Below are 25137 nucleotides of genomic sequence, written 5' to 3' on the forward strand. Positions count from 1 at the left end.
TAGGCTATACACATTTTTCTATAGTTTCCATGAACCATTTTTTAAACTCATCTGGATTGATATCTGTTGCAACGGTAACATTTGCATCTTTACCTAAGTTACCTTGTAGATCGATAATAGTAGCACCAGATGTGAAATCTCCTTTCGTTTCAACAGCTACAAAAGCTTTTTGTGTCGAAAATAATTCAGGTTTAAGAAGATAGGCAATAGCACTTCCATCATACATTTTTAAGCCTGTATTGAAACTGCCACCTCTATAAGTTTTAAAGAGTTTGTAAAACATGTCTCCTATTGCATGCATTTCCTTAATCTTTAAAGCATCCTCAGGAAAGACCAAAGCTTTACGTCCGATCTCTAAAGGAACCATCGTGATAGTTAATCCACTGCTCATAACAATATCTGCAGCTTCGGGATCAATGGTAATATTAAATTCAGAGTAAATACCAGAATTTCCTCTGCCGATAGCGCCACCCATTAGAATAATTTCTTTAATCTGAGGTTTGATATCAGGAAACATTGTAAGAAGAAGGGCAATATTTGTTAACGGGCCTATTGGGACTAACGTAACAGGACTATCCGAGTTGATGATGGTATTGTACATAGCTACCACAGCGTGTTGTTCTAGTAAGTTGGTATCTTGAAAATCAGGAAAACGGTAAGCTCCTAAACCACTATCACCATGAACACTTGATGCGTCAAATGCTTGTCTTAATAAAGGCTTTCTGGCCCCAGCTGCCACGGGTATATTCTTACCATAGAAAGTCAGCAGTTGAAGGGTGTTACGCGTTACTTTTTCTAGGCTAACGTTACCGACAACAGTTGTTATCAATTTAACGTCTAACTCCTTAGAGAAAAGGGCTAAAGCAAGGGCAACGGCATCATCAATACCTGGATCAGTGTCAATAATAATAGGCTTCTTAAGCATTTACAGCTCCTCCTCATTTAGGTGTTTTGTAAGTTCTGATAGTGAATTAACGCCAATGACAGCTCCTCTTTTAAGACAAGTAAGAGCTCCCACCTTATTGCAATATTGTAGTATAGTAGACGGGCTCTGTTTATTGATTAATCCCGACACAAACATTCCGATAAAGGCATCGCCAGCGCCAGTGCTGTCAACAACTTGGATCTCTTCACTTGGATAGTATAATTTAGAATGTCTATCTATCCATACACTTCCTTGACTGCCCAGAGTCAGAATTAGTGAATTTAAGCCTTTATCTTGCAGAATGTTAAAAACATTTTCGCAGTCGTTGATACTTCTAGGATAAATATTAGCTAAGGCTTCAGCCTCTGTCTGATTTAGGATGAGATAGTCTACTAATTCATAAATATAATCAGGAATAGCTTGGACTGGTGTAGGATTTAGGATGACAATCAGATTTTTTTGTTTAGCCAACTGTATGCTTTCAAAAATGTCTTTCACAGGAATTTCAAATTGTAATAGTAAGACGTCTCCAGTCTGGGCAGTATCTAAAGCTTTACTCAAAGAAGAAAGCGAAGGGAATGAATTGGCCCCACTATCTAGGATAATACGGTTATCTCCCTGCGATTGTAAGACAATAGCAATCCCTGTGTGCACACCCTCTATTGAAGAGAGGTAATTTGTCCTGACTTTGTGATGTTCTAGATGATTTTTGACCAACGAGAATTCCTCAACGCCTACAGTTGCAATAAGCTCTGTATCGACGCCTAGTATAGCCGCTGCAATCGCTTGATTGGCTCCTTTACCTCCAAAAAACTTTCTAAAATTTTTTCCATTGACCGTTTCTCCTTGATGGGGAAATCTTTCCTGTTCAATCATAAAATCTAGATTGACACTGCCAAAAACATATAATTTATTTTTCATTAAACATCACCATTCCACTTCCTAGATCCTTATTAGGACGTCTTATGAAACCGAACTTTTCGTAGAATCTTTCGTACCCTTTTGTTGCCATCAGTCCAATATAAGCTTGTTCACAACCATTTTGCCGTATATACTTTAAAAGGGATGCCATGATTAAATAGCTGAGTTTTTGCCCTCTATATTCTGGAAGAATCATGAAATCTTTGATAAAAAAGACAAGACGATTATCCCCTACGATTCTTGCCATTCCGATAGCCAAGTCATCGTGGTATAGTACGACATCAAATAAATGACTTTCAATTCCTATTTTGACATCATCTTCTGGATAAATTGCAAACTGACATTTACCATGCAAATTCAGATAAATTTTCTCATCTAAGACGTTGCATTTAATACAATAGCTCATGATAAAACGTTTTACCTCTGCTTCCCAAGGACATGATAGCACTTTTTGAAACCGCTGTCAAGTTGTTTTTGGGAAAATTTTTTGGTATGATGAAGGGAAATTATTAATGGAGAGTTGACACATGAAGCGTGTTCGATTGAAGGATATTGCCCATTTAGCAAATGTCTCAGAAACAGCTGTTTCACTAGTATTAAATCATCGGCCATCCCGTATTTCTGACGAAAAGAAAAATGAGATTTTTGAAATTGCTAAACAGCTTAATTATCAGCCTAATCAGGTTGCTCGATCCTTAGTGTCGCAAAAATCAAATATGATTGGTCTTGTAGTACCTGATATTACAAATCCTTTTTTTGCTACATTATCTAAAAATATTGAAAAGAGCCTGCAGCAAATGGGATATTTGTTGATTATTGCTAATAGTGATAACTCATCTCGAAAAGAATCAGAATTAGTACGCTCGTTAGTGAACCATCAGGTAGAGGGGTTACTAATCTGTCCATCTAACGAAGATATTTCCAGTATAAGCGACACGCTCCAATTATTAAAACAATTATCAGTTCCGTTTTTGATTATTGACCGTATTTTTGAAGGGGATGATAGTATGTCGCAAATATCCTTTGATAATGAGCAAGGAGGGTTTTTAGCGACTCGTTATTTAATTGATCAGGGCTGCAAAAGTATTGCCTGTATTACGGGAAACCTCAATTCTTATAATGCCAGAAAGAGATTAGACGGCTATAAAAGTGCCTTAAAAGAAGCTGGGTTACCTTATGAAGAAAATTGGATACAAGAAGGAGACTATAGTTTTTCGTCTGGAAAAATCCTAGGAGCACGACTTTTGGAATATGATATTGATGGTGTCTTTGCGTGCAATGATTTGATGGCTTATGGATTTCTCAATTCCTGTCGCTCTAAGGATATCCATTTGAAGATTCCTGTTGTTGGATATGATAATTTAGAGATATCTAATATGTTTGACATCCATATACCTTCGATTGCTCAGGATACGGATCTCTTGTCAAAAAAATGTTGCGAAAAAATCGTTCAAGCTATCAATCAATCAGCCCACCCTCATATCGAACTGATTCCGCCTCGAATAATAAAATTTTAATTTAAAATGACTAGTTTATAACTGGTATTACTATGAGAATCATTCAGTCTATCTCACATCAAATGCACTCGTGTTAATTTTTAAACCTGTCAGTTTACCGCTATGCCAATTGATAACGAATAGACAGTTAAAAGCTAGCAATCCTGCTATCGATTCCTCAAACTCCTTTGTTCCCCAAAAAATCTCATCCCTTTTTAGGAAAATAGCAGAAAATGTGATATAATGAGCTTGTAAAAAATTTTTAAGGAGACAATTCCAAATGGCAAAATTGACTGTTAAAGACGTTGATTTGAAAGGCAAGAAAGTCCTCGTTCGTGTTGACTTTAATGTGCCTTTAAAAGACGGCGTGATTACCAACGACAACCGTATCTCTGCGGCGCTTCCAACCATCAAGTATATCATCGATCAAGGTGGTCGTGCAGTGCTGTTCTCTCACCTTGGACGTGTAAAAGAAGAAGCTGATAAAGAAGGTAAATCACTTGCTCCTGTAGCTAAGGATTTGGCTGCTAAACTTGGTCAAGAAGTTATCTTCCCAGGAGTAACTCGTGGCGCTGAATTGGAAGCTGCTATCAACGCTTTGAAAGACAGTGAAGTTCTCTTGGTTGAAAACACGCGTTTTGAAGATGTTGACGGCAAGAAAGAATCTAAAAACGATCCAGAACTTGGCAAATACTGGGCTAGCCTTGGCGACGGTATCTTCGTAAACGATGCCTTTGGTACAGCTCACCGTGCTCATGCCTCAAACGTTGGTATCTCAGCAAACGTTGAAAAGGCAGTTGCTGGTTTCCTTCTTGAAAACGAAATTGCCTACATCCAAGAGGCCGTTGAAACTCCGGAACGTCCATTCGTAGCAATCCTTGGTGGTTCAAAAGTTTCAGACAAGATCGGTGTTATCGAAAACTTGCTTGAAAAAGCTGACAAAGTCCTTATCGGTGGCGGTATGACTTACACCTTCTACAAGGCACAAGGTATCGAAATCGGTAACTCGCTTGTAGAAGAAGATAAATTGGACGTCGCAAAAGAATTGCTTGAAAAATCAAATGGTAAATTGATTTTGCCTGTTGATTCAAAAGAAGCAAATGCCTTTGCTGATTATACTGAAGTTCGTGATACTGAAGGCGAAGCAGTTTCTGAAGGCTTCCTTGGTCTTGACATCGGTCCAAAATCTATCGCTAAATTTGATGAAGCATTGACTGGTGCGAAGACAGTTGTCTGGAATGGTCCTATGGGTGTCTTTGAAAATCCTGACTTCCAAGCTGGTACTATCGGCGTGATGGATGCTATTGTGAAACAACCAGGTGTAAAATCAATCATCGGTGGTGGTGACTCAGCAGCAGCAGCCATCAACCTCGGCCGTGCAGACAAGTTCTCATGGATTTCAACTGGTGGCGGTGCATCAATGGAATTGTTAGAAGGAAAAGTACTTCCAGGCTTAGCTGCTTTGACAGAAAAATAAGATTTAGCCCGTTAATCTCTGCAAAATCCTGATTTTGTAGAAAAAGGAGCAAAATCGAAATGATAGCAAAAGGGCGAACAAGTCGCCCTTTTGTGATGATGTAGATATTTGTGACACGGTGGGGCTTTAATGATGCCAGACATTTACGTTCCCTGCCACATCTGATGCAATTGGTGGTAAGTGGTTAGATGGCATCGGCAACTGTCCATTAGTTACTGTATTTTTGTAGATAATATTAGAAAAAAGCGTTGCTATGACGCTTTTTTGTGTCTATCATAGATGTTCTGCGATCTAAAACAAGTTTAGAAAGTTCGGTAAGTGCAATGTACTTTTGAGATTAGTAGCGCTGACCAATAAGGTAAATCTGCTTAAAATTCAGTGGATCAAATCTGTCGTGATGGCAGCAGAACTTTCATTTGTTTTATACAAAGCTGTATATTGCTGTTTTTACTGCTATATTGGCAGATGGTTGAAAGTCGCATAATATGATAAAATGGAAGAAAAAATTAATATGGAGGAGAAATTCGATGGGGACCTTTCTACTTTTGCTACTTATTTTGCTGCTTGCTGTTTATCCTATTCATGCTGGTTTGCTATTTGTGCTCCAACAAAAAGCTTATCGATTATTAAAAATTGGGATCGTTGGAAAAATGCTCCTGTCTTATAAAACAGTGCTCTTTGCCTTTTTGCTGTTTAGCCAGCTTCTTGCAGCCTATTATTATTTCAAACTTTATGGAGAAGCTATCTTTCTTATAGCAGCATTTTCATTAGGAGTCCCTCTTTTATTTACCTGTCTACCCTTGATTTTGTTGCTTTATGACTTGCTTGGAATTTTACCTAAACAAAAGTGGTGGCAGATCATATTGGGCGGTCAGTCTCTCTTGTGGCTAATTGCTTTAATTCTTTACCGCACTTCTTATATTGCCCGCTTATCAGGAATACGACTGCCATTTAGCCTATTGGCTAAAGATATTGTCGCTTTTCTTTTTTAATAAACTATTTGCTACAGTTGTTATTAGCAGTTTACCAACCTCCTGCTAATCTTTCGAATCCTAAAAATGATGGTGAAATAACCTCTGAATAATCTAAAAATTTTTGGCCACGTTATAAATTTGACATTAGTAACTTACACACTATAAAGGCAGGAGTTGCAGTCTTTTTAGTTTTCCTCTGAATTTCTTCTTAGGCCGACTAGAATGGACTCTATCAGGTATTTCTAGGAGAAGAGGAAGACCTCATCCTTATCCCGCTTCTTAGCCGCTTGCTTTACCGTCTCTTCGTTTTCCTTTATGCACCTGTTGTCTGACTTGCCCACGTTCAACTTCGTTGTTAATCGTTTGAGCTGCTTTACCTAATTGCCTAGCGATCTCACGATTGGAACACCCTTCATGTAACCAACGTTCTATATTTCTACGGTCAGCTAGTGTCAAATGTTTCCCTTTTGGTGTATAATAGTTTTGCATCTCAGAGTTTTCCTAATTGTTGTTGTAGTGATTACAATGATATCTCTCTGAGATGTTTTTTCATACCCTCAAGTGGCTAACTTCATTTTAGAACTTTCAAATCACGTTCGAATGATACTTTTTTCTTAATTTTTTTGAAAACGCTTGACTTCTGTTTATTATTGTTTTATAATAATTTTAAAGAAACAATTATCATTAAACAATAATAATAGGGGGTTAAAATGAAAGATTTCATCTTAAAACTAGTTTTTATCATTGCTAAAGCTGCGCAATACGGCTTTGCTTTCATTGCAGGATCGATTTGTATAGGTATAGTTGCTACTATGATTTTAGGTGACAAAATCTGGCAATATACTCCAGTAAAGTATGGGCACTTCACAGTTTTTCACGCGCTCCTTGCTCTCTTTGTGGCACTGGGGATTTTCATAATCATGCTTTATATGGCCATTTGTATCCAGAAGCTGGTCCGCCAATTCCAAGTAAATAGCATTTTTATCTCAGAAAATATCCAGACAGTTCATCACATCCTTTTTGGTCTATTGGGAATTACCGGGTTACAGCTTTTGACAGCATTATTTTTTAGAATTGTTCATGTTGGTCATATCAGCGATACATTTGATTTCTCGCTCGGTGATTACTGGGTAAATCTGGTCTTTATCGTGATTGCCTTTGTTGCTGGTGAAGTTCTCAAACGAGGTCAGCAGATTGAAACGGACTACAATGAGATTATTTAGCCATGGAAAAAATTAAAGTCAATTTAGATAAGGTGCTAAAAGATCGCCAAGTGACCTCCAAAGAGTTAGCAGAGCAGATCGGCATTACCGAGGCCAACCTGTCCATTCTAAAGACAGGTAAGGCCAAGGGGATTCGCTTTAACACCTTGATGAGTATTTGTCGGATTCTAAAGTGTCAGCCAGGTGACATTTTGGAGTACATTGTCGAAGATTAGAAAGGACACAACGATGAAAAATAGCATCAAATGGATAGTTTCCTGCCTCTGTCTCTTGCTTTTGACGGGCTGTGATTTAGATAAGGAAGCTGAGAAAGCTGTAGATAACACGGCCGCTGAAATCGAGCAGGCCTTTGAGGAAGCTGAAAAAGAGGTAGACGATAAAATAGGTGAGATAGAGGTCCTCTCTGTGAAATCAACGGATAAAAAGGTCTTAGAGCCTTCCTTTACAGGAACTATCTATCTGATGGCTTCTAGAGATCAGCTGGAAAGAGGCTTTCCTAAAAAGACTTTTAGCTTAGCTGGTAAACCATTTGAAAGCATCCAAGCAGGAAGTGCGGATGATTTTAATATCCGTCACGCTAAAAAAACATGGTTTTCTATCCAAAAGGTATCTGTTCAAAATCTTGATAAACTCGATATTGCTTCAACGGTTGATGATGATGTAGTGCTTGTTTTGAAAAAATAAAGCTGAACTGCAACCGTTTGAAGGTGGAAAGACGAAACTGAGAAAAAAGGCTGCTGCTACACAGATTAACGCAGTGGTTTGAAGATGTAAGACTATCCAGCAACTATTTTCGACCTGAATCTGAACAAGCAAAGTCTTCCTTAGTTAGTCAGAGTAGATTCCATTAAATAAAGGAGTGCTAACGATCGATTTGGAACAATCACGATTGACTTTCACTCCCTCTTTTTATTTCTATTTGCCTTTCAAGATGTTATAATAGACGGAGGAGGCCGGTGATGAAATTAAAAATAGATTGGCAGCAAATGCGGCCAGGAATGCGCGTGGTTAAGTCTGGCTTGGCTGTCTTCTTTACCCTCTTATTGTTTAAATTTTTTGACTGGGAAGGGGTTCAAATCGCAGCACTTTCAGCTGTTTTTAGTCTGCGAGAAGACTTTGACAGCAGTGTTCACTTTGGAGCTTCACGGATTTATGGCAATGCCGTTGGAGGGCTCTACGCTTTTCTCTTCTTTTTAATTGAGACAGCGATCGGTCAACATTTCTGGCTAACGCTCTTTGTTGTTCCGCTTTTTGCCATGTTGACCATCTCAACCAATGTGGCTATGGACAATAAACCAGGTGTCATCGGTGGAGTATCAGCTTTCCTGATCATCACGCTTTCCATTCCGTCTGGTAATCGCCTCATGTACGCTTTGATTCGGGTCGCAGAAACCTTTATCGGTGTTTTCATCGCTATTATCATCAACTCTGAGTGGAAAAAAGTTCACCAAAGTCTTTTTCAGAAAAAAATCAAAAAATAATGTTAGAAAACCTAACATTGCAACTTGACGAATATTAAAAAACAAACTATAATGTAACACAGGAGTAAAATCGTGAAGGAAAAGGAACTACGTCGCAATTTATCAGTATTTCCTATTGGCAGCGTTATGAAATTGACAGACTTGACCGCTAGGCAAATACGCTATTATGAGGACCAAGGCTTAATCACTCCAGAACGTAATGACGGCAATCGCCGAATGTATTCGCTCAACGACATGGATCGGCTATTGGAAATCAAGGATTACTTAGCAGATGGTCTCAATATTGCAGCTATCCAGCGCAAATATGAAGAACAAGCCGCTAAGAAAAAACAACCTCTGTCTGATAGTAAAGTTCGCCAACTTCTTCAAAATGAAATCTCCCAACAAAGTCGTTTTACCACTAATGCAAATCCATTTGGAGGATTTGGCAGATAAACTTAATCTTGGAAAGAGGAACAGCCCATCATGGTTACCACAGTAGCTGATATTCGTCGTGAAATTGAAGAAAAAAATGTCACTTTCTTGCGTCTCATGTTCACCGATATTTTGGGAACAATGAAAAACGTTGAGATCCCTGCTACACCTGAGCAGGTGGATAAGGTCCTGTCAAACAAGGCAATGTTTGATGGTTCATCTATTGAAGGTTTCGTAAGGATTAATGAGTCCGACATGTACCTTTACCCAGACTTGGATACTTGGATGGTCTTTCCTTGGGGGGATGAAAATGGCGCTGTCGGCGGGTTGCTTTGTGACATCTATACGCCAGATGGTAAACCTTTTGCAGGGGATCCTCGTGGAAATCTTAAGAAAGCCTTGCGTCACATGGAAGAGGTTGGCTTCAAATCTTTTAACTTAGGTCCAGAGCCAGAATTTTTCCTCTTCAAGATGGATGAATTAGGCAATCCAACCCTTGAAGTGAATGACAAGGGTGGCTATTTTGATCTGGCACCTACCGATCTTGCGGATAATACTCGCCGTGAGATTGTCAATGTTTTGACCAAGATGGGCTTTGAAGTAGAAGCTAGCCATCACGAGTGTGCTGTGGGCCAGCACGAAATTGACTTCAAATATGCAGATGTTCTCAAGGCCTGCGACAATATCCAAATTTTTAAACTGGTTGTCAAAACGATTGCCCGCAAACATGGCTTCTACGCGACCTTTATGGCCAAACCCAAATACGGCATCGCAGGCTCTGGCATGCACTGTAACATGTCCCTCTTTGCTCAAGACGGCAGTAATGCTTTTTACGACCCTAAAGACCCACGCGGTATGGAGTTATCAGACACAGCCTATCACTTTTTAGCGGGGCTTTTGACTCATGCTTACGGCTACACGGCTATCACAAATCCAACGGTGAACTCATACAAGCGCTTGGTTCCAGGTTTTGAAGCGCCAGTTTATGTGGCCTGGGCTGGTCAAAACCGCTCGCCATTAGTACGAGTACCAGCTTCTCGCGGGATCAGCACCCGACTTGAACTGCGTTCTGTCGACCCGATGGCTAATCCTTATTTGGCTATGGCCGTTCTTTTGGAAGTCGGCTTACATGGGATTGAAAATAAACTGGAAGCACCTGCCCCAGTCGAAACCAATATCTATGCTATGACCGAGGAAGAGCGTAAGGCGGTTGGTATCACAGATTTACCATCAACGCTACGCAATGCCGTTAAGGGGCTTCGTAAGGATGAAGTTGTCCGCAAGGCACTGGGTGAACATATCTACACTAACTTTGTAGATGCTAAAAACTTCGAGTGGGCTAGCTACGCAACCTTCGTTTCCCAATGGGAAATCGACAACTACTTAGACACTTATTGATTAGTAAAAAATGACCTTTCGGGGTCATTTTTTGTAGTCTTACAGGATTTCTTCCAACTGAGTTTGTTGCGGCTTAAGCCCTAGGTTTTCATAGAAACGCAAGGCATCTTGATTGGCATTCCAAACGTTGAGTGTTAGGTTGTAACAATTATGCTCTTTTGCATAGGACTTGGCAAAGTCGTAAAATTGACGTCCAATTCCCTGACCACGAGTGCCTTTTGCCACACAGAGATCCTCGATAAAGAGGGAAGATACAGGTTTACGTGCCTTGCTGCCGTAATGTTTGATTTCGAGAAAGAGATGCCCAAGAACCGTGTCCGAATCATCCACATAGACAAAGATCGGTGTCGCAGGGTTTTCCATCAGATGAGCTAGCTCATCATCAGTGAATTTACCACCCTCAGCATGAAAAAGATCCGGTCGAACCTGATGATGGACATCTAAAATTTGAGCGAGTAACTCTTGAATTGCGGGAATATCACGTGGAGTGGCTGGTCTGATTGGCATGGCTTCTCCTTTATAGACTGTGCTTTCGACGAGCAAATTCAACAAACTTGAACTTGTCCAGTTTATGACGGCTTTCAGTATATTGAAACTGTTGCGCGTTGCCCAAGAAAACGCGAGATTTAATCAAGACAAGGAAATCATCTTTATTTTGCATCAATTCCCGTTCTTCTTGACTGCTAGGCTCGACAGTAATTTCCTTCTGGGCGTATGAAATGTCCAGTTGGAGATCATCTTCTAGGTAGGCATAGATAGACTTGGCTGCAATTTCCTGACTTAGCTGCGGTGCAAAGTCATAGGACAGGTAGTCTGTATCAAGAACAGCTACTTTACCATCTAACGCCCTTGTGCGGACGACTTTCCAAGCCTTACTATGTTGTTTAAAGCCAGTTAAGAGTGCTAAATGGCTATCGATGGTCAAGAGCTCAAAGGAGATGACTTCTGTCTTAGAATGAAGCCCTTGTGTTTCGACCAACTCTTGATAGGAAGTCAGGCCCGATACGGGGAAATCAACCTGTTCTTGCTTGATGACAACAGAGCCACGTCCTTGGATTTTTTGGATTAGTCCAGCCTCTGTCAGCAGGCTCAAAGCTTTTCGAACAGTGTCACGACTGACGTCGTATATTTTGCGAAGATTTTGCTCAGTTGGTAGGAGCTCATCAGGTGCATAATGACCTTTAGTGATTCTGTCTCTTAAATCGTTGAAAATTTCTTGATATTTTTTCATAAATGTCTTTCATTGGTAGGGTAATAGTCATACAAGTAAATCTATTATACAAAAAAAAGAGGAGATTTTAAATTTTTAAGGTAAAAAGGCTTGCAAAAGAATTAGAAATCGGTTACAATAGCAATAACAAATTTGTACGAACAAATTTTAAAAAAGGAGGAGGAATACTCCGACAGGGGTATTCAAGTAAACACATGGGAAAATTCCAACAAGAAGCTAAAGATCTGCTCCAAGCAGTCGGTGGCAAAGACAATATCAGCGCCGTGACACACTGTGCGACGCGGATGCGGTTTGTTCTCAACGACGACAGCAAAGCTGATGTCAAATCAATTGAGAACATTCCAGCCGTTAAGGGGACATTCACCAATGCGGGGCAGTTCCAAGTCATCATTGGGAATGACGTGCCGATCTTCTACAATGACTTTACAGCCGTTTCAGGCGTTGAGGGTGTTTCTAAAGAGCAGGTCAAGGCAGCTGGCGCTAAAAAGCAAAATAAATTGCAACAGGCTGTAGCATTCTTGGCCGAAATCTTTACACCAATTATTCCAGCCATTATCGTCGGTGGTTTGATCCTTGGATTTAGAAATATCTTGGAACAGGTCGGCATGCCATGGTTGGGGCAACAGGTCCTTGACGGTGTAAAAGTCTTTGATACTGATGGAAATCCGGTCTGGAATACCATCACCATGGTCTCACCTTTTTGGAATGGTGTTAACCACTTCCTCTGGCTGCCAGGTGAAGCGATCTTCCACTTTCTTCCAGTAGGAATCACTTGGTCTGTTACTCGTAAACTCGGCACCACTCAAATCTTAGGGATTATCCTAGGTATTACTCTGGTATCTCCACAATTGCTCAATGCTTACGGTGCAGCTAGCGCTTTGGCAACTGGTGAAGTGCCGCAATGGGATTTCGGTTTCTTCCAAGTAAACATGATCGGTTACCAAGCGCAAGTTATCCCAGCGCTCTTAGCAGGTCTAGCCCTCGCTCATCTTGAAATCTTCTGGCGTAAGCGTATCCCAGAAGTGGTGTCAATGATCTTCGTGCCATTCCTATCCCTGATTCCAGCCCTTATTTTGGCACATACAGTTCTTGGTCCAATCGGTTGGACAATTGGTAAAGCTATTTCATCAGTCGTTTTAGCCGGTTTGACAGGTTCTTTCCGTTGGTTATTTGGAGCAATCTTTGGAACCCTATACGCACCGCTTGTTGTCACTGGCCTTCACCATATGTCAAACGCTATTGATACCCAGTTGATTGCAGACGCTGGTGGCACCATGCTCTGGCCAATGATTGCCCTGTCAAACATCGCGCAAGGTTCTGCGGTATTAGCTTACTACTTTAGCCACCGCAACAATGAAAAAGAAGCGCAAATCTCGCTTCCAGCTGCTATCTCAGCCTATCTTGGCGTAACTGAGCCAGCCCTCTTCGGGGTTAACCTCAAGTATGTTTACCCATTTGTAGCAGGGATTATCGGTTCAGGTGTGGCAGGTCTCTTGTCAACAACCTTCGGTGTGACAGCAAACGCTATCGGTGTCGGTGGACTCCCAGGATTCCTTGCCATTCAGTCTAAATCCATGCTCATGTTCGTCGTGTGTATGGCAGTCGCGATTGTGGTGCCGATGGTCTTGACCTTCACTTTCAAGAAAACAGGCCTTTTCAACAAAAAAGACTAAGCGATATAGCAGGAGGAAGTGGGAAAGAACTCGAGCAATCAAAAAAGAGTTCGTTTTTCCACCCCTGCATAGTTGATTAGACCAGATTTGGAGTGTAAAACACGGACAAATCTGCCAATCAGCAGTGGTTCATTGGCGCTAAAGCACCTAATGATCTTCGCAGGGGTAAGACTAAGTTGGCATAGCCAACAAGTCTTACTCCCAACCATTGCGCTGAGAGGTTTACGCAAACGATGAGAGGTGAGGTTGGACATTTTGCCCAGCCTTCTTGCTTTTTGATTTTGAAAGCGGCGTCAACTTCTATAAAAATATAGAAATCAAAAACTCATCAGCTACTGCAGCTAAATTTTGCTGTTACAAAGTGCAAGATTAAAATGCTATTTGTTCTAGTCTCACTTCTTTAAGCCACTGTAAAAAATTTTTTGATAAACTAAAATAGTAGGATTGGATCATTTACCAAGAAAGGAAATGCAATATGACCAACGAGAAACACCGGAAGGTAGTTTACCAGATTTACCCAAAATCCTTTAAGGACACGACAGGAAACGGTATGGGAGACCTTCGCGGGATTATTGAGAAGTTACCCTATCTAGCAGATCTGGGCATCGATATCATCTGGCTCAATCCTTTTTATCCCAGTCCGCAACGGGATAATGGCTATGATGTGTCTGATTATATGGCGATTGATCCGCGTTTTGGGACTATGGCAGACTTTGAGGAGATGGTGGAAAAGGCGCGTGGTTACGGCATCGGTTTTATGCTAGATATGGTGCTTAATCACTGCTCAATTGAGCATGAGTGGTTCCAAAAGGCTCTTTCTGGTGACGCTTTCTATCAAGATTTCTTTATCCTGCGAGACGAGCCGACCGATTGGGTGTCAAAGTTTGGTGGTAACGCTTGGGCGCCTTTTGGCGACACAGGGAAATACTATCTCCATCTCTTTGATGAAACTCAGGCGGATCTTAATTGGCGTAATCCTCATGTTCGCAAGGCTCTTTTTGAAGTGGTCAACTTCTGGCGAGATAAGGGTGTTGAGGGTTTCCGTTTTGACGTGATTAATTTAATCGGTAAAGACGAGGTGTTAGAAAATTGTCCTGTCAATGATGGAAAACCTGCCTACACTGACCGCCCTATCAACCACGACTACCTACGCATGCTCAATGAAGCTAGCTTTGGCAAAGCAGATCATCTCATGACCGTGGGAGAAATGAGTGCGACAACGATTGAAAACTGCCTGCTCTACTCACGACCAGATCGTAAGGAATTAGACATGACCTTTAATTTCCATCATCTCAAGGTGGACTACAAGGACGGCCAAAAGTGGACCATCATGCCTTTTGACTTTGAAGAGCTCAAACGTCTCTTCCACAGCTGGGGGCAGGAAATGAGCGAAGGCGGTGGCTGGAATGCCCTCTTCTGGAACAACCACGATCAACCGCGAGCCTTGAATCGCTTCGTTGATGTCACAAATTTCCGCGAAGAAGGGGCAACCATGCTAGCGGCCGCCATTCACCTGTCGCGTGGCACACCTTACATTTACATGGGTGAGGAGATTGGTATGATTGATCCAGATTTTGAAACAATGAGTGATTATGTTGATGTGGAAAGTCTAAATAACTATCAGATTCTGCTGGATCAGGGGCATTCGCCAGAGGAAGCCTTTGCCATTATTCAAGCTAAATCCAGAGACAATGCACGAACACCAATGCAATGGGACGACTCAGCTAACGCCGGCTTCACCACAGGAACACCGTGGCTCAAGCCTGGCAAATCTTATCCAGAGATTAATGTAGCCAAGGAAAAAGATGGCAAGATTTACAGCTTCTACAAAGCCTTGATTCAACTGCGCAAGGACATGGATCTCATTGCAGAAGGCAGCTACAAGGCAGCCTATCAAGATCATCCACAGGTCTACGCCTTTGAGCGCCATGACCAAAAACACCGTCTGCTTGTTCTTAACAACTTCTATGGAGAAGCAACGGAGATTCCTCTCGGTGATTTTGCTGACGGTGAAATCCTCATTTCCAACTATGAGACAACGACTCTCGGTCAGGCAGTGACCTTGAAACCTTACCAAACTCTGGCAGTGCTGCAAACAGTTGACCACTAGTGATCTGTTGGGCTAAAGTTTGCACGATTTTAGCTGTTTTTCTATAGCAGTTCCATTCTCACTTATACCAAAGTAATAGATAAAAACTCTAAAAATAATAAAACTGCATGGAGGCTTCGTTAAATAAACGTTGACCTCATGCAGTTTTTAGGTATTGAGCAACCTAAACAAAATTGCTTTCATAAATAAATTGTTGGATGTTTGGTATGATGGTACTCTTTATAATGGTATCATGCATTTAAGACTAAGGACACGAACTGTTTAACTTGATAGCTTAGTCAAAATTTGTGATTACAAGTTTTTGGAGTGAGGACAAAGCTATCATAGCTGTCTATCCTTACTCCTTATTATTTTTCTCTCTCCAAGACAACCGCCTTGGGCTACAAAACAAAAAAGCCACTCTTTAAAGAGCAGCTCTGAGACGGGCTTGGGCATTTTCAACATTCCGAACGGCACGTGGCAAGAACGCACGAATATCATCCTCTTTGTAGCCAACTTGCAAACGTTTCTCATCAATCAAAATAGGACTTTTCAAAATTCTTGGGTTTTCAGTGATAATGTCAATCACCTCACTGACACTGAGCTCCTCAATATCAACGCCTAAACCTTTTGCATAACGGTTTTTAGAGGAAACAATAGAGGCGATTCCGTTTTCTGTTTTTGAAAGAATTTTTAAAATTTCAGCTTTTGTAATGGATTCTTTACCGAGGTTGTGTTCTTTATACGGGAGATGGTGAGCGTTCAACCAGGTTTTTGCTTTTTTGCAACTGGTGCAACTTGATACAGTATAAATCTTGATCATTTCGTGCTCCTTTGCTCTATGTGATACTAACATTATATCTAGTATACCACATTTTGCCATCCGTCGGAAGACCTATTTTGGATTATTCTTCGATTTCAATCGCATCCAACTCCAGCGTCATCTCTTCAGAAACAGGCGCTTCATCCTGTACTGGCGTGTTTTCAGGCACTTCTTCACCTTCAATCAAGCCATAATGAATTCGAACTTTTTTGTCAATTTCGGCAAAAACCTCCGGATTTTCTTTGAGGAACTTCTTAGCATTTTCAGAACCCTGGCCGATTTTTTCACCTTCGTAAGAGAACCAAGCGCCAGATTTTTTGATGATGTCAAGATCACTCGCAATCTTCACCAATTCACCAGTTTGAGAAATCCCCTCGCCATACATGATTTCCACGAAAGCTTCTTTAAATGGCGGAGCAACCTTATTTTTCACGACCTTGATCTTGGTTTCTTTACCGACATTCTGATCTTTCTGGTCACCTGTCCCCTTGATTTGAGTCGTTCCGCGAACATCTAGACGGACAGATGAGTAGAACTTAAGGGCACGCCCACCAGGAGTTGTCTCTGGATTACCAAACATGACGCCTACTTTTTCACGCAATTGGTTGATAAAGATGGCGATAGTCTTAGTCTTGTTGATAGAGGCACCGAGCTTACGCATAGCCTGACTCATCATGCGGGCTTGCAGACCTACGTGGTTATCACCGATGTCTCCGTCTATTTCAGCACGTGGCACAAGGGCTGCAACTGAGTCAATAACCACCAGATCCACCGCTCCTGAGTCGATCAATTTGCCAGCGATTTCAAGGCCTTGCTCACCAGAGTCTGGCTGTGACAAGAGAAGCTCATCAATGTTAACTCCAAGAGCTTGCGCGTAAAGGGGATCAAGGGCATGCTCAGCATCAATAAAAGCTGCAATCCCTCCATCTTTTTGACACTGGGCGACAGCATGAAGGGCAACGGTAGTTTTACCAGACGATTCTGGTCCGTAGATTTCGACGATACGGCCTTTAGGATACCCACCTGCACCTAGGGCAATATCAAGCGCAAGCGAGCCTGAACTCATGACCTGAACCTTTTGCTCCACGCGCTCACCTAGACGCATAATCGCACCTTTACCAAAGTCTTTTTCAATGGTTTTCAAGGCATCATCAAGAGCTTTTTTGCGCTCATCTCCAAATTTCTTAGTAATTTCGTTTAAATTTTTTGCTGGTTTTTTTGCCAATGTTTTATCCTCTTTCTAACTGTCTCTAGAACAGTCCTGTCTTTCTATTATAGCAAATTTCCGCCATTTAATAAAGTTTGCCGTATGAGATTAAAGGCGTGCATGCAGGCGATTTGGCGGACATCCTGACGGCTTCTACCCCCAATCATGAAGCGGTAGGCTTTGGTTTCTTTGTGACTGGACAAGCCTATAAAAACAGTGCCTACTGGCTGATCCTCTAACCTGTCTGGACCAGCCACTCCTGTTAATGACACGCCATAGTCACTGCTGGTCAATTTTCTAGCCTGCTCTGCCATGGCGCAAGCGGTAAAATCAGACACCACACCAGCTGCTGCCAACTTCTCAGGATCAATGCCCAACATCTGAGATTTTTGCTCCAAACTGTAGGTCACAAAGCCTCCTGGGAAAACCTGAGAAGCTCCCGAAAAGTCAGCCAAAGTTGCCTGAAAAAGTCCTGCTGTCAGACTTTCTGCTGCGGTCAGAGTTGCCCCTTGAGACAGTAGCAGTTCAAAAACAACTGCTGCCAAACTGTTGTCATCACCATAGCCGTACATAAGTTGGGAGAGTTCACCATGAGTCAAGATTTTCTCTTCCAATTTATCCAACTTAGCATCTGCCTCGACCTTAGAACTTGCCTTAGTAGACAGGCGCAAGGTTACTTCACCAGTCTTAGCATATGGAGCAATGGTCGGATCCGTCTGCTGATTGATTAGATCGCCCAAGACGGTCACCAATTGGCTTTCACCAATGCCAAAGAATCGTAAAACACGGGAATAAAGCTGCTGTTTCTGATTCTGACTAACTAGTAAAGGAATCAATTCCTCTGTCACCATAGGCTTGAGCTCACTAGGAGGCCCAGGTAAAACAACATAGGTCACTCCGTTCTGCTCAAGGAGACCACCAACTGCTAGACCCGTTTGATTAGGCAAGGGAGTACTTCCGACCACGATTTGGGCTTGCCGTTCGTTATTGGGCGTACGAGAACTAGCTGGCCTACTCGCAAAAAAGCTGTCCAATCTCGCTAAAGCAGCCTCATCAAAGACCAAATCCCGACCTAGAAAACGAGCCAAAGTTTGCTTGGTCAAATCATCCTCAGTCGGCCCAAGACCCCCACAGAGAACAATCAAATCACTCCTGTCACGAGCTATTTCTAACGCTGCCAGCAACCGCTCTTCATTATCTCCAACAGCTGTATGGTAGAAGACATCCACCCCGATCTGAGCAAATTTCTCCGACAAAAATTGGGCATTAGTATTGACAATCTGACCAGTCAGAATCTCTGTTCCCACTGCAATCACTTCAGCTTTCATGACGACCTACTTTCTTATTCGTAATTTTACCCCCATTTTAACAAAAAAAGTAGCACATAGGTAATATCTTACAACTTACTACAAGAAGGTATCAAGTATACTTTGTTTTAAAAGAATCTGTTTTTGTGACAGCTGTTTCTGATTTTAAAGTTGTTAGTGTGGCTAAGATGATATCTCAAAACTTCAGAGAATACTTTAACAAGAGCTTACCAGTTGACTTAACTTGCAAGCATTTGGTATTGTTCAAATTCCACTCAAGACAATTTAGAATATCTTGATTTATTAAAGAAGAGGGTATTGTCGTTGTTTCTGAGTTAAATAGATTAGGAAGAAATAATAAGGAACTGACTGAGACGATTTCTGAGACACGCCTAAAGGAGCAACTGTTGAGGCTTTAAATCTACCTTCATTATCTGGTATTGAAGATGAGAATCTGCGTCGATTATTGAATAATTTGATTTTGGAGCTCTATAAATATCAAGCTGAATCGGAAAGAGTGCGACTCCTTGAAAGGCAATGTCAGGGAATAGAGATAGCTAAACGTAAGGGACGGTATAAAGGCCGTAAACCTTTGTTTAGTAAGTATGATCCAAAGTGATTTTGAGCTTTTTCTTGCAGGACATTCTGATCGTGAGATTGAGGAGATGGTTGAGATAAATGCTAGGACGTTTAGAAGGTATAGGGAGAGATATGGAGTAAAAAGAAGAGGTTGGGACAAAAGTAGTTCCAACCTCCTGTATTTTTAGATTTACTGACAAGACGCAGTGGTTGAGTGGGCTCTAATACGTTGATAAATCAACTTTTAGAGCCCTACTCAACTGTGCGGAGGTGGGATGACAAAATCGAATTTCTGCGAAATTACCGATTTTTATCCCACTCTCTGGAAGTTATTTCAATTCTTTCTTTTTGAATAGATAATAGCTGCTTGCTAAGTAGATAATTGTAAAGAGGCAAGCGGTGATAGTGCTGCTATTCCAATGTGTATCTGTATTTTGCAAAGCGATAAAGAGAAAAATGCTCTTAGGCGCAGGGAGATGTAGGATATTTTCTGTGATAAGGTTGAGGATATTATCGAAAAGAAGAACAATGAGAATAAAGGAAAGGTAGGCTTGGTTGATTTTGTTAAAAGCGATAAAGAGGGTAGATGCAAGTAAAATAATGCAGATGTAAATAGGGAGTTGGTGTATAAAAATTGACCAAATAGCTTCGCTATCAACTGCACCTCCTAGTAAAAGACGAAAAAGGCTTGCTAGACTGTAGGAGAAGAGAACGTAGAGTAGATTGATAATCAGGTTTGTTAGAATTTTGTAGAGAAAAATAGGTGTTCGTTCTTGTCTTTTGACAATGAGGTTGTTAATGGTTCGGTGGTGGAAATCTTCTCCAAAAAGAAGATTTGTAGGGGCAAGGAAAAAGAGAGGGAGAAACTGTGTCAAGAGTTGAATCAAGGTAGTGGACTCTTCTTTTGAGGGAGTACTATTTAGTAAAAAGGCAGATAGTAGTGATAAACCAAAGAGAATAGAGAGGGATAGAAGTAATTTTCTTTCTTTTAGGATACGATAGAGGTCTGCTTTAAGATAATTCATGGGTAGTTTCTCCTTCTTGAATTAGTTGTAGGTAGTAGCTTTCAAAGGCGATTTTCTTATTGAAAATTTCTTTTAGTTCAATATGTTCATGAATAAGTTGTGTGATAAGGGGCATAATATCTGTCTCCTTTGGAAGAATGAAGTAATCTTCCTCTTCTTGGAATGGAATGTCTTGATTTCCTAGAAGAGATTTCGTTTTTTCAGGCTTATCAGTTGATAGATAGAGTTTTTCTTCTAGTTCTTGCTGGAGTTCTGTTTTTGAAAATTGTCGTAGAACTTTTCCCTTATGCATAATAATATAACGATCCACGACTAATTCTAATTCTGATAAAATATGGCTAGAGATTAGAATAGTCATGTGGTAATTTTCACGTAGATTGAGGATGATATTTCGCATATCTCGGATGCCTGCAGGGTCTAAACCATTGATAGGCTCATCGAGAATGAGAAAATCGGGTTGATCCAAGATAGCCATAGCAATAGCAAGCCTTTGTCGCATACCAAGGGAGAAATCCTTAGATTTCTTATGCGGATCAACATCGCTTAGACCAACTGTTTCAAGAGCTTTTTGAATCATTTGTTTTTTATCTTTTAGCCCTAGTTGTAGAGCAATATAGTGAAGATTACCCTCTGCCGAAAGATTAGGCTGCAGAGCCGGAGATTCAATTAAAGCTCCAATCCGGTAAGGGCTATCTTTGAGGATATTTCCAGAGCTAGGTAGAATCAATCCAGAGAGAATTCGCAAAAGTGTTGTCTTTCCTGCTCCATTTTCCCCGACTAGACCGCAGATTTCTCCTTTTTGAATAGAGAAAGAGATATGGTCGACGGCTAGTTGATTTTTATATTGTTTGGTGATTGTATCAAGTTGAAGAAGTGTTGACATATGTTTTCCTTTCATTTTTGGAATAAATCTATGATATACTATTTATTAATAAAACTAGAATTAATTACATATCTGTAACGAGGGCTCTGATGAAAGAAAAAATCGGAAAAGTTTTTAAAATTATTCGAGAATCAAAAAATATGTCCTTAAAGGAAGTAGCTGGCGATTTTGTAACCCCTGCTCAGTTATCACGTTTTGAGAATGGAAAGAGCAATCTGACAGTTGACACATTTTTCCATTGTTTGAATAATATGGATGTTTTACAGGGAGAGTTTTCAACTTTTTATAACAATTATTATGACATTGAAGATGTGCGTTTATCTAAAGAATTGTATGAAGCAATAGAAAATAGAGATATCGATTTTTTTAGGCGTAGTCTTTCTGATTATGAGTGTAAGTATCATGTTACGGGGAGAAAATCTGATCGCTTGATGATTGCTGTATTACATGTTTTTATGAATGACTGTGATTTATCTATCGTTATCCCTAAAGAAGAAAAAAGAGTGATAACAGATTACTTGATGTCCATTGATGAGTGGTGTAGATATGAATTATGGATATTAAGTAATTGTGCTCGTTCTTTAGAAACAAAAGCTTTAGAGGTTTTAGGACAAGAAGCAATCACTCGAAGTCAATTTTATGATAGTATCGAAGAGAATCAAAGAAAAACCTATCGCTTGCTGTTGAATATTACAGGAATTTTATTGGATAGAGGGGAGGAAAGAATTGCCCCTAAGTTTATTAAAATCCTTGATAATTTCAATATTTTAGATAGATATCTTATGGAAAAATTACGATTAAAATTTTGTAAAGCTCATTTAAGATATTTACAGGGATTTGAAGATGCACTAGATATCATGAAAGAATGTTTAAAAATGACAGATTTTATAGAGAGTTATAGTATTTCTAGACAAATTGAGCAAACTATCAGTCAACTTACAGATATGTAACGATTTTAAAGTCAATTGATTTTTCCTGTAGAATAATTCTTGTAAGTCTTACAAACAACAAAAAATATTTCGGAGGAAAAAATAAATGACTAAGTTTGTAAAAAATGTAAACCGTAACCCTAAATTGGTGAAATCTGGTCGAGGAAAACAAGTGAATACCTTTATTTGTTTTGGTAAATTTTAATCAGATTTCTATTAAGAAAGATATTGCTACTAAGTAAGAGAGCAGTATCTCTTTTTTAAATTAAAAAGTCATTGGAGGTAAAGATAATGAAAAAGGCAACTGTTATACTGTTGGTAGTAGGAATCAGCATTTTGACATTATTTGAGTTTGTAAAACCATCAATTGAAAAATCAAGTAATAATAAATTTATTACATTTGGAAAAGTTGATTTTTCTGATGATGATGATTACGAATATGATGAATCAGAAGATTATGAATATGAGTCAGATGAGACGAATTGGTTTGAGGATTTTATTAAGAATCATAAAACGCCATTCTCCAAGACAATTCAAAAGTAGATATGTAGGTGGTGTATAGATGAGTGCTTCTTTTATTTATAGGAATGTTGAGTATAAGCCTTCAAATATTTTCGGTTTTAAGATTCACGTATCAGCCACTTTTGAGAATTATAATCAGATATTAGAATTAGTTACCCCTTTTTTAGATAAAAAAAAGATAACATTATACCGTGGTGCTAGTTAATTTCAAAAGTAACTGCCCGATAACGAGATGTATTAAAAATTCTCCTGTTCTAGTTGATACTAACAGTATACTGAAGGATGAGGAAATATGATAAATGCCTTGTTATCGGGCGATTATAGTCTTTCAGCTTTAAGCTAGTACATGCTATACTATTGTTATGGTATATGGATAACGTGTTATTGCCTATAAAAACTTCGGTCACACAAAGCAGGAAACATGTCATGTCTTTGGGATTAGTCGCAACACCCTCTATCTATGGGAAAATCAACTAGAAGCTACCAGCACTTTAGAAATAACTCCTAGAAAACGAAAACCAAGCAAACTCCCTTTAGACCAATTGGAAGCCTATATGACTGCCCATCCCGACGCTTTTTTGAGAAAAATAGCCGATCATTTCAACTGTCATCCACAGTGTGTTTGGTCAGTCTTGAAGAAAATTGGTATCCCTTAAAAAAAAGACAACACGCTTTAAAAAGCAAAATCCAGAAAAGGTTAGGCCATTTCTAACGGTTTTACCTGTTTTAGCTGGTTTATCGATTGTTTATATTGATGAAACAATAATTGATACGTATCTTTATCGAAAACATGGGCGAAGTAAACGAGAGAAAAAGGTCATCGGCAAGATTAGTGGCAGGCGTTTTGAACGTATGTCCATTGTTGCCGGACAAGTTGGTGGTCGGTTTGTTGCATCAATGGTTTACAAGCAAAGCATGACTAGTCAATTCTTTATCGCTTAGTTTGAAAATCAACTTTTAACAGCCTTAGATAGGCCACATATCGTCATTGTCATTATGGAATGCCAGCTTTCACCCCCAAAAACGCTTAGCTCAACTTTGTTTGGCTAAAGAGACATTATTTTCTTCCTCTCTCACCTTATTCTCCTGAGCTCAATCTAATCTAAAAAACATGGGCAAATGTCGCTGAACTGTTGAAAACGATCAAAACAGTAGACAAGTGTCTGCTGTACTATTTTAGAACTGAGTGACTATCCCATTTTTTCAAGGGTTTAAGCGAGTAAAGCCCTTTTTGAACAAATTTTGAACAACCGCACTAAAAAAGGCTCTAAATCAACGTTTAGAGACCTAAAACTATACCGGCGGCCGGGGTCGAACCGGCACGTCCGTGAGGACACTGGATTTTGAGTCCAGCGCGTCTGCCAATTCCGCCACGCCGGCTAGTATAATTAGTAACTGGGGTAGCTGGATTCGAACCAACGCATGAGGGAGTCAAAGTCCCTTGCCTTACCGCTTGGCTATACCCCATTAATAAAAAGGCGAGTGATGGGAATCGAACCCACGAATGTCAGAGCCACAATCTGATGTGTTAACCACTTCACCACACCCGCCATATAATACACGGGCAGTAGGAATTGAACCCACACTGAAGGTTTTGGAGACCTTAGTTCTACCTTTAAACTATGCCCGTAAGTAAAGGTATGGAGAGAGAGGGATTCGAACCCCCGAACCCTAAGGAGCGGATTTACAGTCCGCCGCGTTTAGCCTCTTCGCTATCTCTCCAAATATTAACTTAAAATGGCGCGAGACGGAATCGAACCGCCGACACATGGAGCTTCAATCCATTGCTCTACCAACTGAGCTACCGAGCCAAATATTGCGGGAGCAGGATTTGAACCTACGACCTTCGGGTTATGAGCCCGACGAGCTACCTAGCTGCTCCATCCCGCGATAATAAAAAGGAGGATGTGGGATTCGAACCCACGCACGCTTTTACACGCCTGACGGTTTTCAAGACCGTTCCCTTCAGCCAGACTTGGGTAATCCTCCAAAATAGTCCGTACGGGATTCGAACCCGTGTTACCGCCGTGAAAAGGCGGTGTCTTAACCCCTTGACCAACGGACCATTTTAACTTATTCAGTTAATGGGCACGAATGGAATCGAACCATCGACCTCACGCTTATCAGGCGTGCGCTCTAACCATCTGAGCTACGCGCCCAAGCCTATAATGCTATAATGCTTGGTTAATTTGAACAAATGTTCAAAGCGGGTGACGAGAATCGAACTCGCGACAACAGCTTGGAAGGCTGTAGTTTTACCACTAAACTACACCCGCTTATATGGGAGTTAACGGGATCGAACCGCTGACCCTCTGCTTGTAAGGCAGATGCTCTCCCAGCTGAGCTAAACTCCCATAAATGGCAGTTTAACTCTAGCTGGGAAAAGGTAGAAAGCTTCGCTTCCCCTATCTCCCGATTGAAAGCTCAAATTCCTCTCGCTTTCAACTGAGCTAAACTCCCTCTCGCTAAGCAACTCCCTTATCTCACAGGGGGAACCCCCCAACTACTTCAGGCGTGCTAGGACTTAACTGCTGTGTTCGGCATGGAAACAGGTGTATCC

General features: G+C 40.6%; 24 protein-coding genes, 12 tRNA genes, 1 rRNA gene and 4 pseudogenes. 17 read left to right on the forward strand and 24 right to left on the reverse strand.

Translation table 11 applies throughout. From position 1 onward, the window contains the following. Positions 1–4 precede the first annotated feature (4 nt). The 3 genes from rihC to A3I5_RS0107760 are packed head-to-tail and all read right to left on the reverse strand — an operon-like array spanning position 5 to position 2252. A complete protein-coding gene (rihC, locus tag A3I5_RS0107750; protein WP_018374034.1) occupies positions 5–925 on the reverse strand; it encodes a ribonucleoside hydrolase RihC in 921 nt (306 codons plus the stop codon). Next, positions 926–1846: a ribokinase gene (locus A3I5_RS11825; protein WP_018374035.1), complete on the reverse strand. Its 921-nt coding sequence runs from the start codon at positions 1844–1846 to the stop codon at positions 926–928. After that, positions 1836–2252 (reverse strand): GNAT family N-acetyltransferase, encoded by a 417-nt coding sequence (locus A3I5_RS0107760; RefSeq protein ID WP_018374036.1) that lies wholly within the window; start codon positions 2250–2252, stop codon positions 1836–1838. Before A3I5_RS0107760 ends, A3I5_RS11825 begins: the two co-directional genes overlap by 11 nt. Before the next feature lie 121 nt (positions 2253–2373). Between A3I5_RS0107760 and A3I5_RS0107765 the strand changes: the two genes are divergently transcribed. From A3I5_RS0107765 to A3I5_RS0107775, 3 genes are all read left to right on the forward strand, one after another. Further along, complete coding sequence (locus tag A3I5_RS0107765; RefSeq protein ID WP_018374037.1) at positions 2374–3363, forward strand: LacI family DNA-binding transcriptional regulator; 990 nt, start codon at positions 2374–2376, stop codon at positions 3361–3363. Between the two features lie 259 nt (positions 3364–3622). After that, positions 3623–4819 (forward strand): phosphoglycerate kinase, encoded by a 1197-nt coding sequence (locus A3I5_RS0107770; RefSeq protein WP_018374038.1) that lies wholly within the window; start codon positions 3623–3625, stop codon positions 4817–4819. Positions 4820–5346: 527 nt separating this feature from the next. After that, on the forward strand, positions 5347–5811 hold the full coding sequence (locus A3I5_RS0107775) for a hypothetical protein (RefSeq protein WP_018374039.1): 465 nt from the start codon (positions 5347–5349) through the stop codon (positions 5809–5811). 291 nt (positions 5812–6102) lie between these two features. Here A3I5_RS0107775 and A3I5_RS11830 read toward each other — a convergent pair. Further along, positions 6103–6282: pseudogene (locus A3I5_RS11830) on the reverse strand (helix-turn-helix domain-containing protein); the annotation flags it as partial. A 221-nt stretch (positions 6283–6503) separates the two neighbouring features. Between A3I5_RS11830 and A3I5_RS12120 the strand changes: the two are divergent. From A3I5_RS12120 to glnA, 6 genes are all read left to right on the forward strand, one after another. Continuing rightward, positions 6504–7016 carry a DUF2975 domain-containing protein gene (locus tag A3I5_RS12120; protein WP_018374041.1) on the forward strand — a complete coding sequence of 171 codons (513 nt, stop codon included), beginning with the start codon at positions 6504–6506 and terminating at the stop codon, positions 7014–7016. A gap of 2 nt (positions 7017–7018) precedes the next feature. Further along, positions 7019–7231 (forward strand): helix-turn-helix domain-containing protein, encoded by a 213-nt coding sequence (locus A3I5_RS0107790; protein WP_018374042.1) that lies wholly within the window; start codon positions 7019–7021, stop codon positions 7229–7231. A 13-nt stretch (positions 7232–7244) separates the two neighbouring features. Next, complete coding sequence (locus tag A3I5_RS0107795) at positions 7245–7700, forward strand: hypothetical protein (protein ID WP_018374043.1); 456 nt, start codon at positions 7245–7247, stop codon at positions 7698–7700. A gap of 275 nt (positions 7701–7975) precedes the next feature. Continuing rightward, on the forward strand, positions 7976–8497 hold the full coding sequence (locus A3I5_RS0107800) for an FUSC family protein (protein WP_018374044.1): 522 nt from the start codon (positions 7976–7978) through the stop codon (positions 8495–8497). Positions 8498–8569: 72 nt separating this feature from the next. Then, positions 8570–8932, forward strand: coding sequence for a MerR family transcriptional regulator (locus tag A3I5_RS0107805; RefSeq protein WP_018374045.1), 363 nt, complete (start codon positions 8570–8572; stop codon positions 8930–8932). A gap of 30 nt (positions 8933–8962) precedes the next feature. Beyond that, on the forward strand, positions 8963–10309 hold the full coding sequence (glnA, locus tag A3I5_RS0107810; protein ID WP_018374046.1) for a type I glutamate--ammonia ligase: 1347 nt from the start codon (positions 8963–8965) through the stop codon (positions 10307–10309). Between the two features lie 39 nt (positions 10310–10348). Here glnA and A3I5_RS0107815 read toward each other — a convergent pair whose 3' ends face one another. Further along, on the reverse strand, positions 10349–10816 hold the full coding sequence (locus A3I5_RS0107815; RefSeq protein WP_018374047.1) for a GNAT family N-acetyltransferase: 468 nt from the start codon (positions 10814–10816) through the stop codon (positions 10349–10351). Positions 10817–10826: 10 nt separating this feature from the next. Then, a complete protein-coding gene (gene treR / locus A3I5_RS0107820; RefSeq protein ID WP_018374048.1) occupies positions 10827–11540 on the reverse strand; it encodes a trehalose operon repressor in 714 nt (237 codons plus the stop codon). Between the two features lie 194 nt (positions 11541–11734). Here treR and treP point away from each other — a divergent pair. Both treP and treC read left to right on the forward strand, forming a co-directional pair. After that, positions 11735–13210: pseudogene (treP, locus tag A3I5_RS11840) on the forward strand (PTS system trehalose-specific EIIBC component); the annotation flags it as partial. 478 nt (positions 13211–13688) lie between these two features. Next, positions 13689–15323: an alpha,alpha-phosphotrehalase gene (gene treC, locus A3I5_RS0107830; protein WP_018374050.1), complete on the forward strand. Its 1635-nt coding sequence runs from the start codon at positions 13689–13691 to the stop codon at positions 15321–15323. Between the two features lie 403 nt (positions 15324–15726). Here treC and spx read toward each other — a convergent pair whose 3' ends face one another. From spx to A3I5_RS0107845, 3 genes are all read right to left on the reverse strand, one after another. Further along, positions 15727–16125: a transcriptional regulator Spx gene (gene spx, locus A3I5_RS0107835; RefSeq protein WP_018374051.1), complete on the reverse strand. Its 399-nt coding sequence runs from the start codon at positions 16123–16125 to the stop codon at positions 15727–15729. 82 nt (positions 16126–16207) lie between these two features. Next, positions 16208–17350 carry a recombinase RecA gene (recA, locus tag A3I5_RS0107840; RefSeq protein ID WP_018374052.1) on the reverse strand — a complete coding sequence of 381 codons (1143 nt, stop codon included), beginning with the start codon at positions 17348–17350 and terminating at the stop codon, positions 16208–16210. A 47-nt stretch (positions 17351–17397) separates the two neighbouring features. Further along, a complete protein-coding gene (locus tag A3I5_RS0107845; RefSeq protein WP_018374053.1) occupies positions 17398–18660 on the reverse strand; it encodes a competence/damage-inducible protein A in 1263 nt (420 codons plus the stop codon). Positions 18661–18749: 89 nt separating this feature from the next. On the opposite strand from A3I5_RS0107845, the pseudogene A3I5_RS13100 reads away from it, so the two are divergent. After that, positions 18750–18893 (forward strand): annotated as a pseudogene (locus A3I5_RS13100) (primase C-terminal domain-containing protein); the annotation flags it as partial. A gap of 45 nt (positions 18894–18938) precedes the next feature. Continuing rightward, positions 18939–19406: pseudogene (locus A3I5_RS12935) on the forward strand (recombinase family protein); the annotation flags it as partial. 141 nt (positions 19407–19547) lie between these two features. On the opposite strand, the gene A3I5_RS0107850 reads toward A3I5_RS12935, so the two are convergent. Next, positions 19548–20243, reverse strand: coding sequence for an ABC transporter permease (locus A3I5_RS0107850; RefSeq protein ID WP_018374055.1), 696 nt, complete (start codon positions 20241–20243; stop codon positions 19548–19550). Next, on the reverse strand, positions 20230–21126 hold the full coding sequence (locus tag A3I5_RS0107855) for an ATP-binding cassette domain-containing protein (RefSeq protein ID WP_018374056.1): 897 nt from the start codon (positions 21124–21126) through the stop codon (positions 20230–20232). The genes A3I5_RS0107850 and A3I5_RS0107855 overlap by 14 nt, the downstream gene beginning before the upstream one ends. 89 nt (positions 21127–21215) lie before the next feature. On the opposite strand from A3I5_RS0107855, the gene A3I5_RS0107860 reads away from it, so the two are divergent. From A3I5_RS0107860 to A3I5_RS13000, 4 genes are all read left to right on the forward strand, one after another. Then, positions 21216–22076 (forward strand): helix-turn-helix domain-containing protein, encoded by an 861-nt coding sequence (locus A3I5_RS0107860; RefSeq protein WP_018374057.1) that lies wholly within the window; start codon positions 21216–21218, stop codon positions 22074–22076. A gap of 270 nt (positions 22077–22346) precedes the next feature. Further along, positions 22347–22598 (forward strand): hypothetical protein, encoded by a 252-nt coding sequence (locus A3I5_RS0107865; protein WP_018374058.1) that lies wholly within the window; start codon positions 22347–22349, stop codon positions 22596–22598. A gap of 416 nt (positions 22599–23014) precedes the next feature. Continuing rightward, complete coding sequence (locus A3I5_RS13105; protein ID WP_428835817.1) at positions 23015–23233, forward strand: IS630 transposase-related protein; 219 nt, start codon at positions 23015–23017, stop codon at positions 23231–23233. Next, positions 23220–23519: a hypothetical protein gene (locus A3I5_RS13000; RefSeq protein ID WP_018374060.1), complete on the forward strand. Its 300-nt coding sequence runs from the start codon at positions 23220–23222 to the stop codon at positions 23517–23519. Before A3I5_RS13105 ends, A3I5_RS13000 begins: the two co-directional genes overlap by 14 nt. A 354-nt stretch (positions 23520–23873) precedes the next feature. On the opposite strand, the gene A3I5_RS0107880 is transcribed toward A3I5_RS13000, so the two are convergent. The 13 genes from A3I5_RS0107880 to rrf form a co-directional block, all read right to left on the reverse strand. Further along, positions 23874–23957 (reverse strand) — tRNA-Leu (locus tag A3I5_RS0107880). Positions 23958–23972: 15 nt separating this feature from the next. Further along, positions 23973–24044 (reverse strand) — tRNA-Gln (locus A3I5_RS0107885). A 10-nt stretch (positions 24045–24054) separates the two neighbouring features. Next, positions 24055–24127, reverse strand: a tRNA-His gene (locus tag A3I5_RS0107890). Positions 24128–24136: 9 nt separating this feature from the next. Continuing rightward, a tRNA-Trp gene (locus tag A3I5_RS0107895) sits at positions 24137–24207 on the reverse strand. A gap of 11 nt (positions 24208–24218) precedes the next feature. Beyond that, a tRNA-Tyr gene (locus A3I5_RS0107900) sits at positions 24219–24299 on the reverse strand. A 16-nt stretch (positions 24300–24315) separates the two neighbouring features. Further along, positions 24316–24388, reverse strand: a tRNA-Phe gene (locus tag A3I5_RS0107905). 5 nt (positions 24389–24393) lie between these two features. After that, positions 24394–24467: transfer RNA gene (locus A3I5_RS0107910), tRNA-Met, on the reverse strand. Positions 24468–24476: 9 nt separating this feature from the next. Next, positions 24477–24566, reverse strand: a tRNA-Ser gene (locus A3I5_RS0107915). 4 nt (positions 24567–24570) lie between these two features. Next, positions 24571–24642 (reverse strand) — tRNA-Glu (locus A3I5_RS0107920). Positions 24643–24662: 20 nt separating this feature from the next. After that, positions 24663–24736: transfer RNA gene (locus tag A3I5_RS0107925), tRNA-Ile, on the reverse strand. Between the two features lie 46 nt (positions 24737–24782). Beyond that, positions 24783–24853 (reverse strand) — tRNA-Gly (locus A3I5_RS0107930). Between the two features lie 5 nt (positions 24854–24858). Next, positions 24859–24931: transfer RNA gene (locus tag A3I5_RS0107935), tRNA-Val, on the reverse strand. Between the two features lie 110 nt (positions 24932–25041). Next, positions 25042–25137: ribosomal RNA gene (rrf, locus tag A3I5_RS12125) — 5S ribosomal RNA — on the reverse strand; the annotation flags it as partial.

The sequence above is a fragment of the Streptococcus merionis DSM 19192 genome (assembly GCF_000380085.1).
Lineage (GTDB): Bacteria > Bacillota > Bacilli > Lactobacillales > Streptococcaceae > Streptococcus > Streptococcus merionis.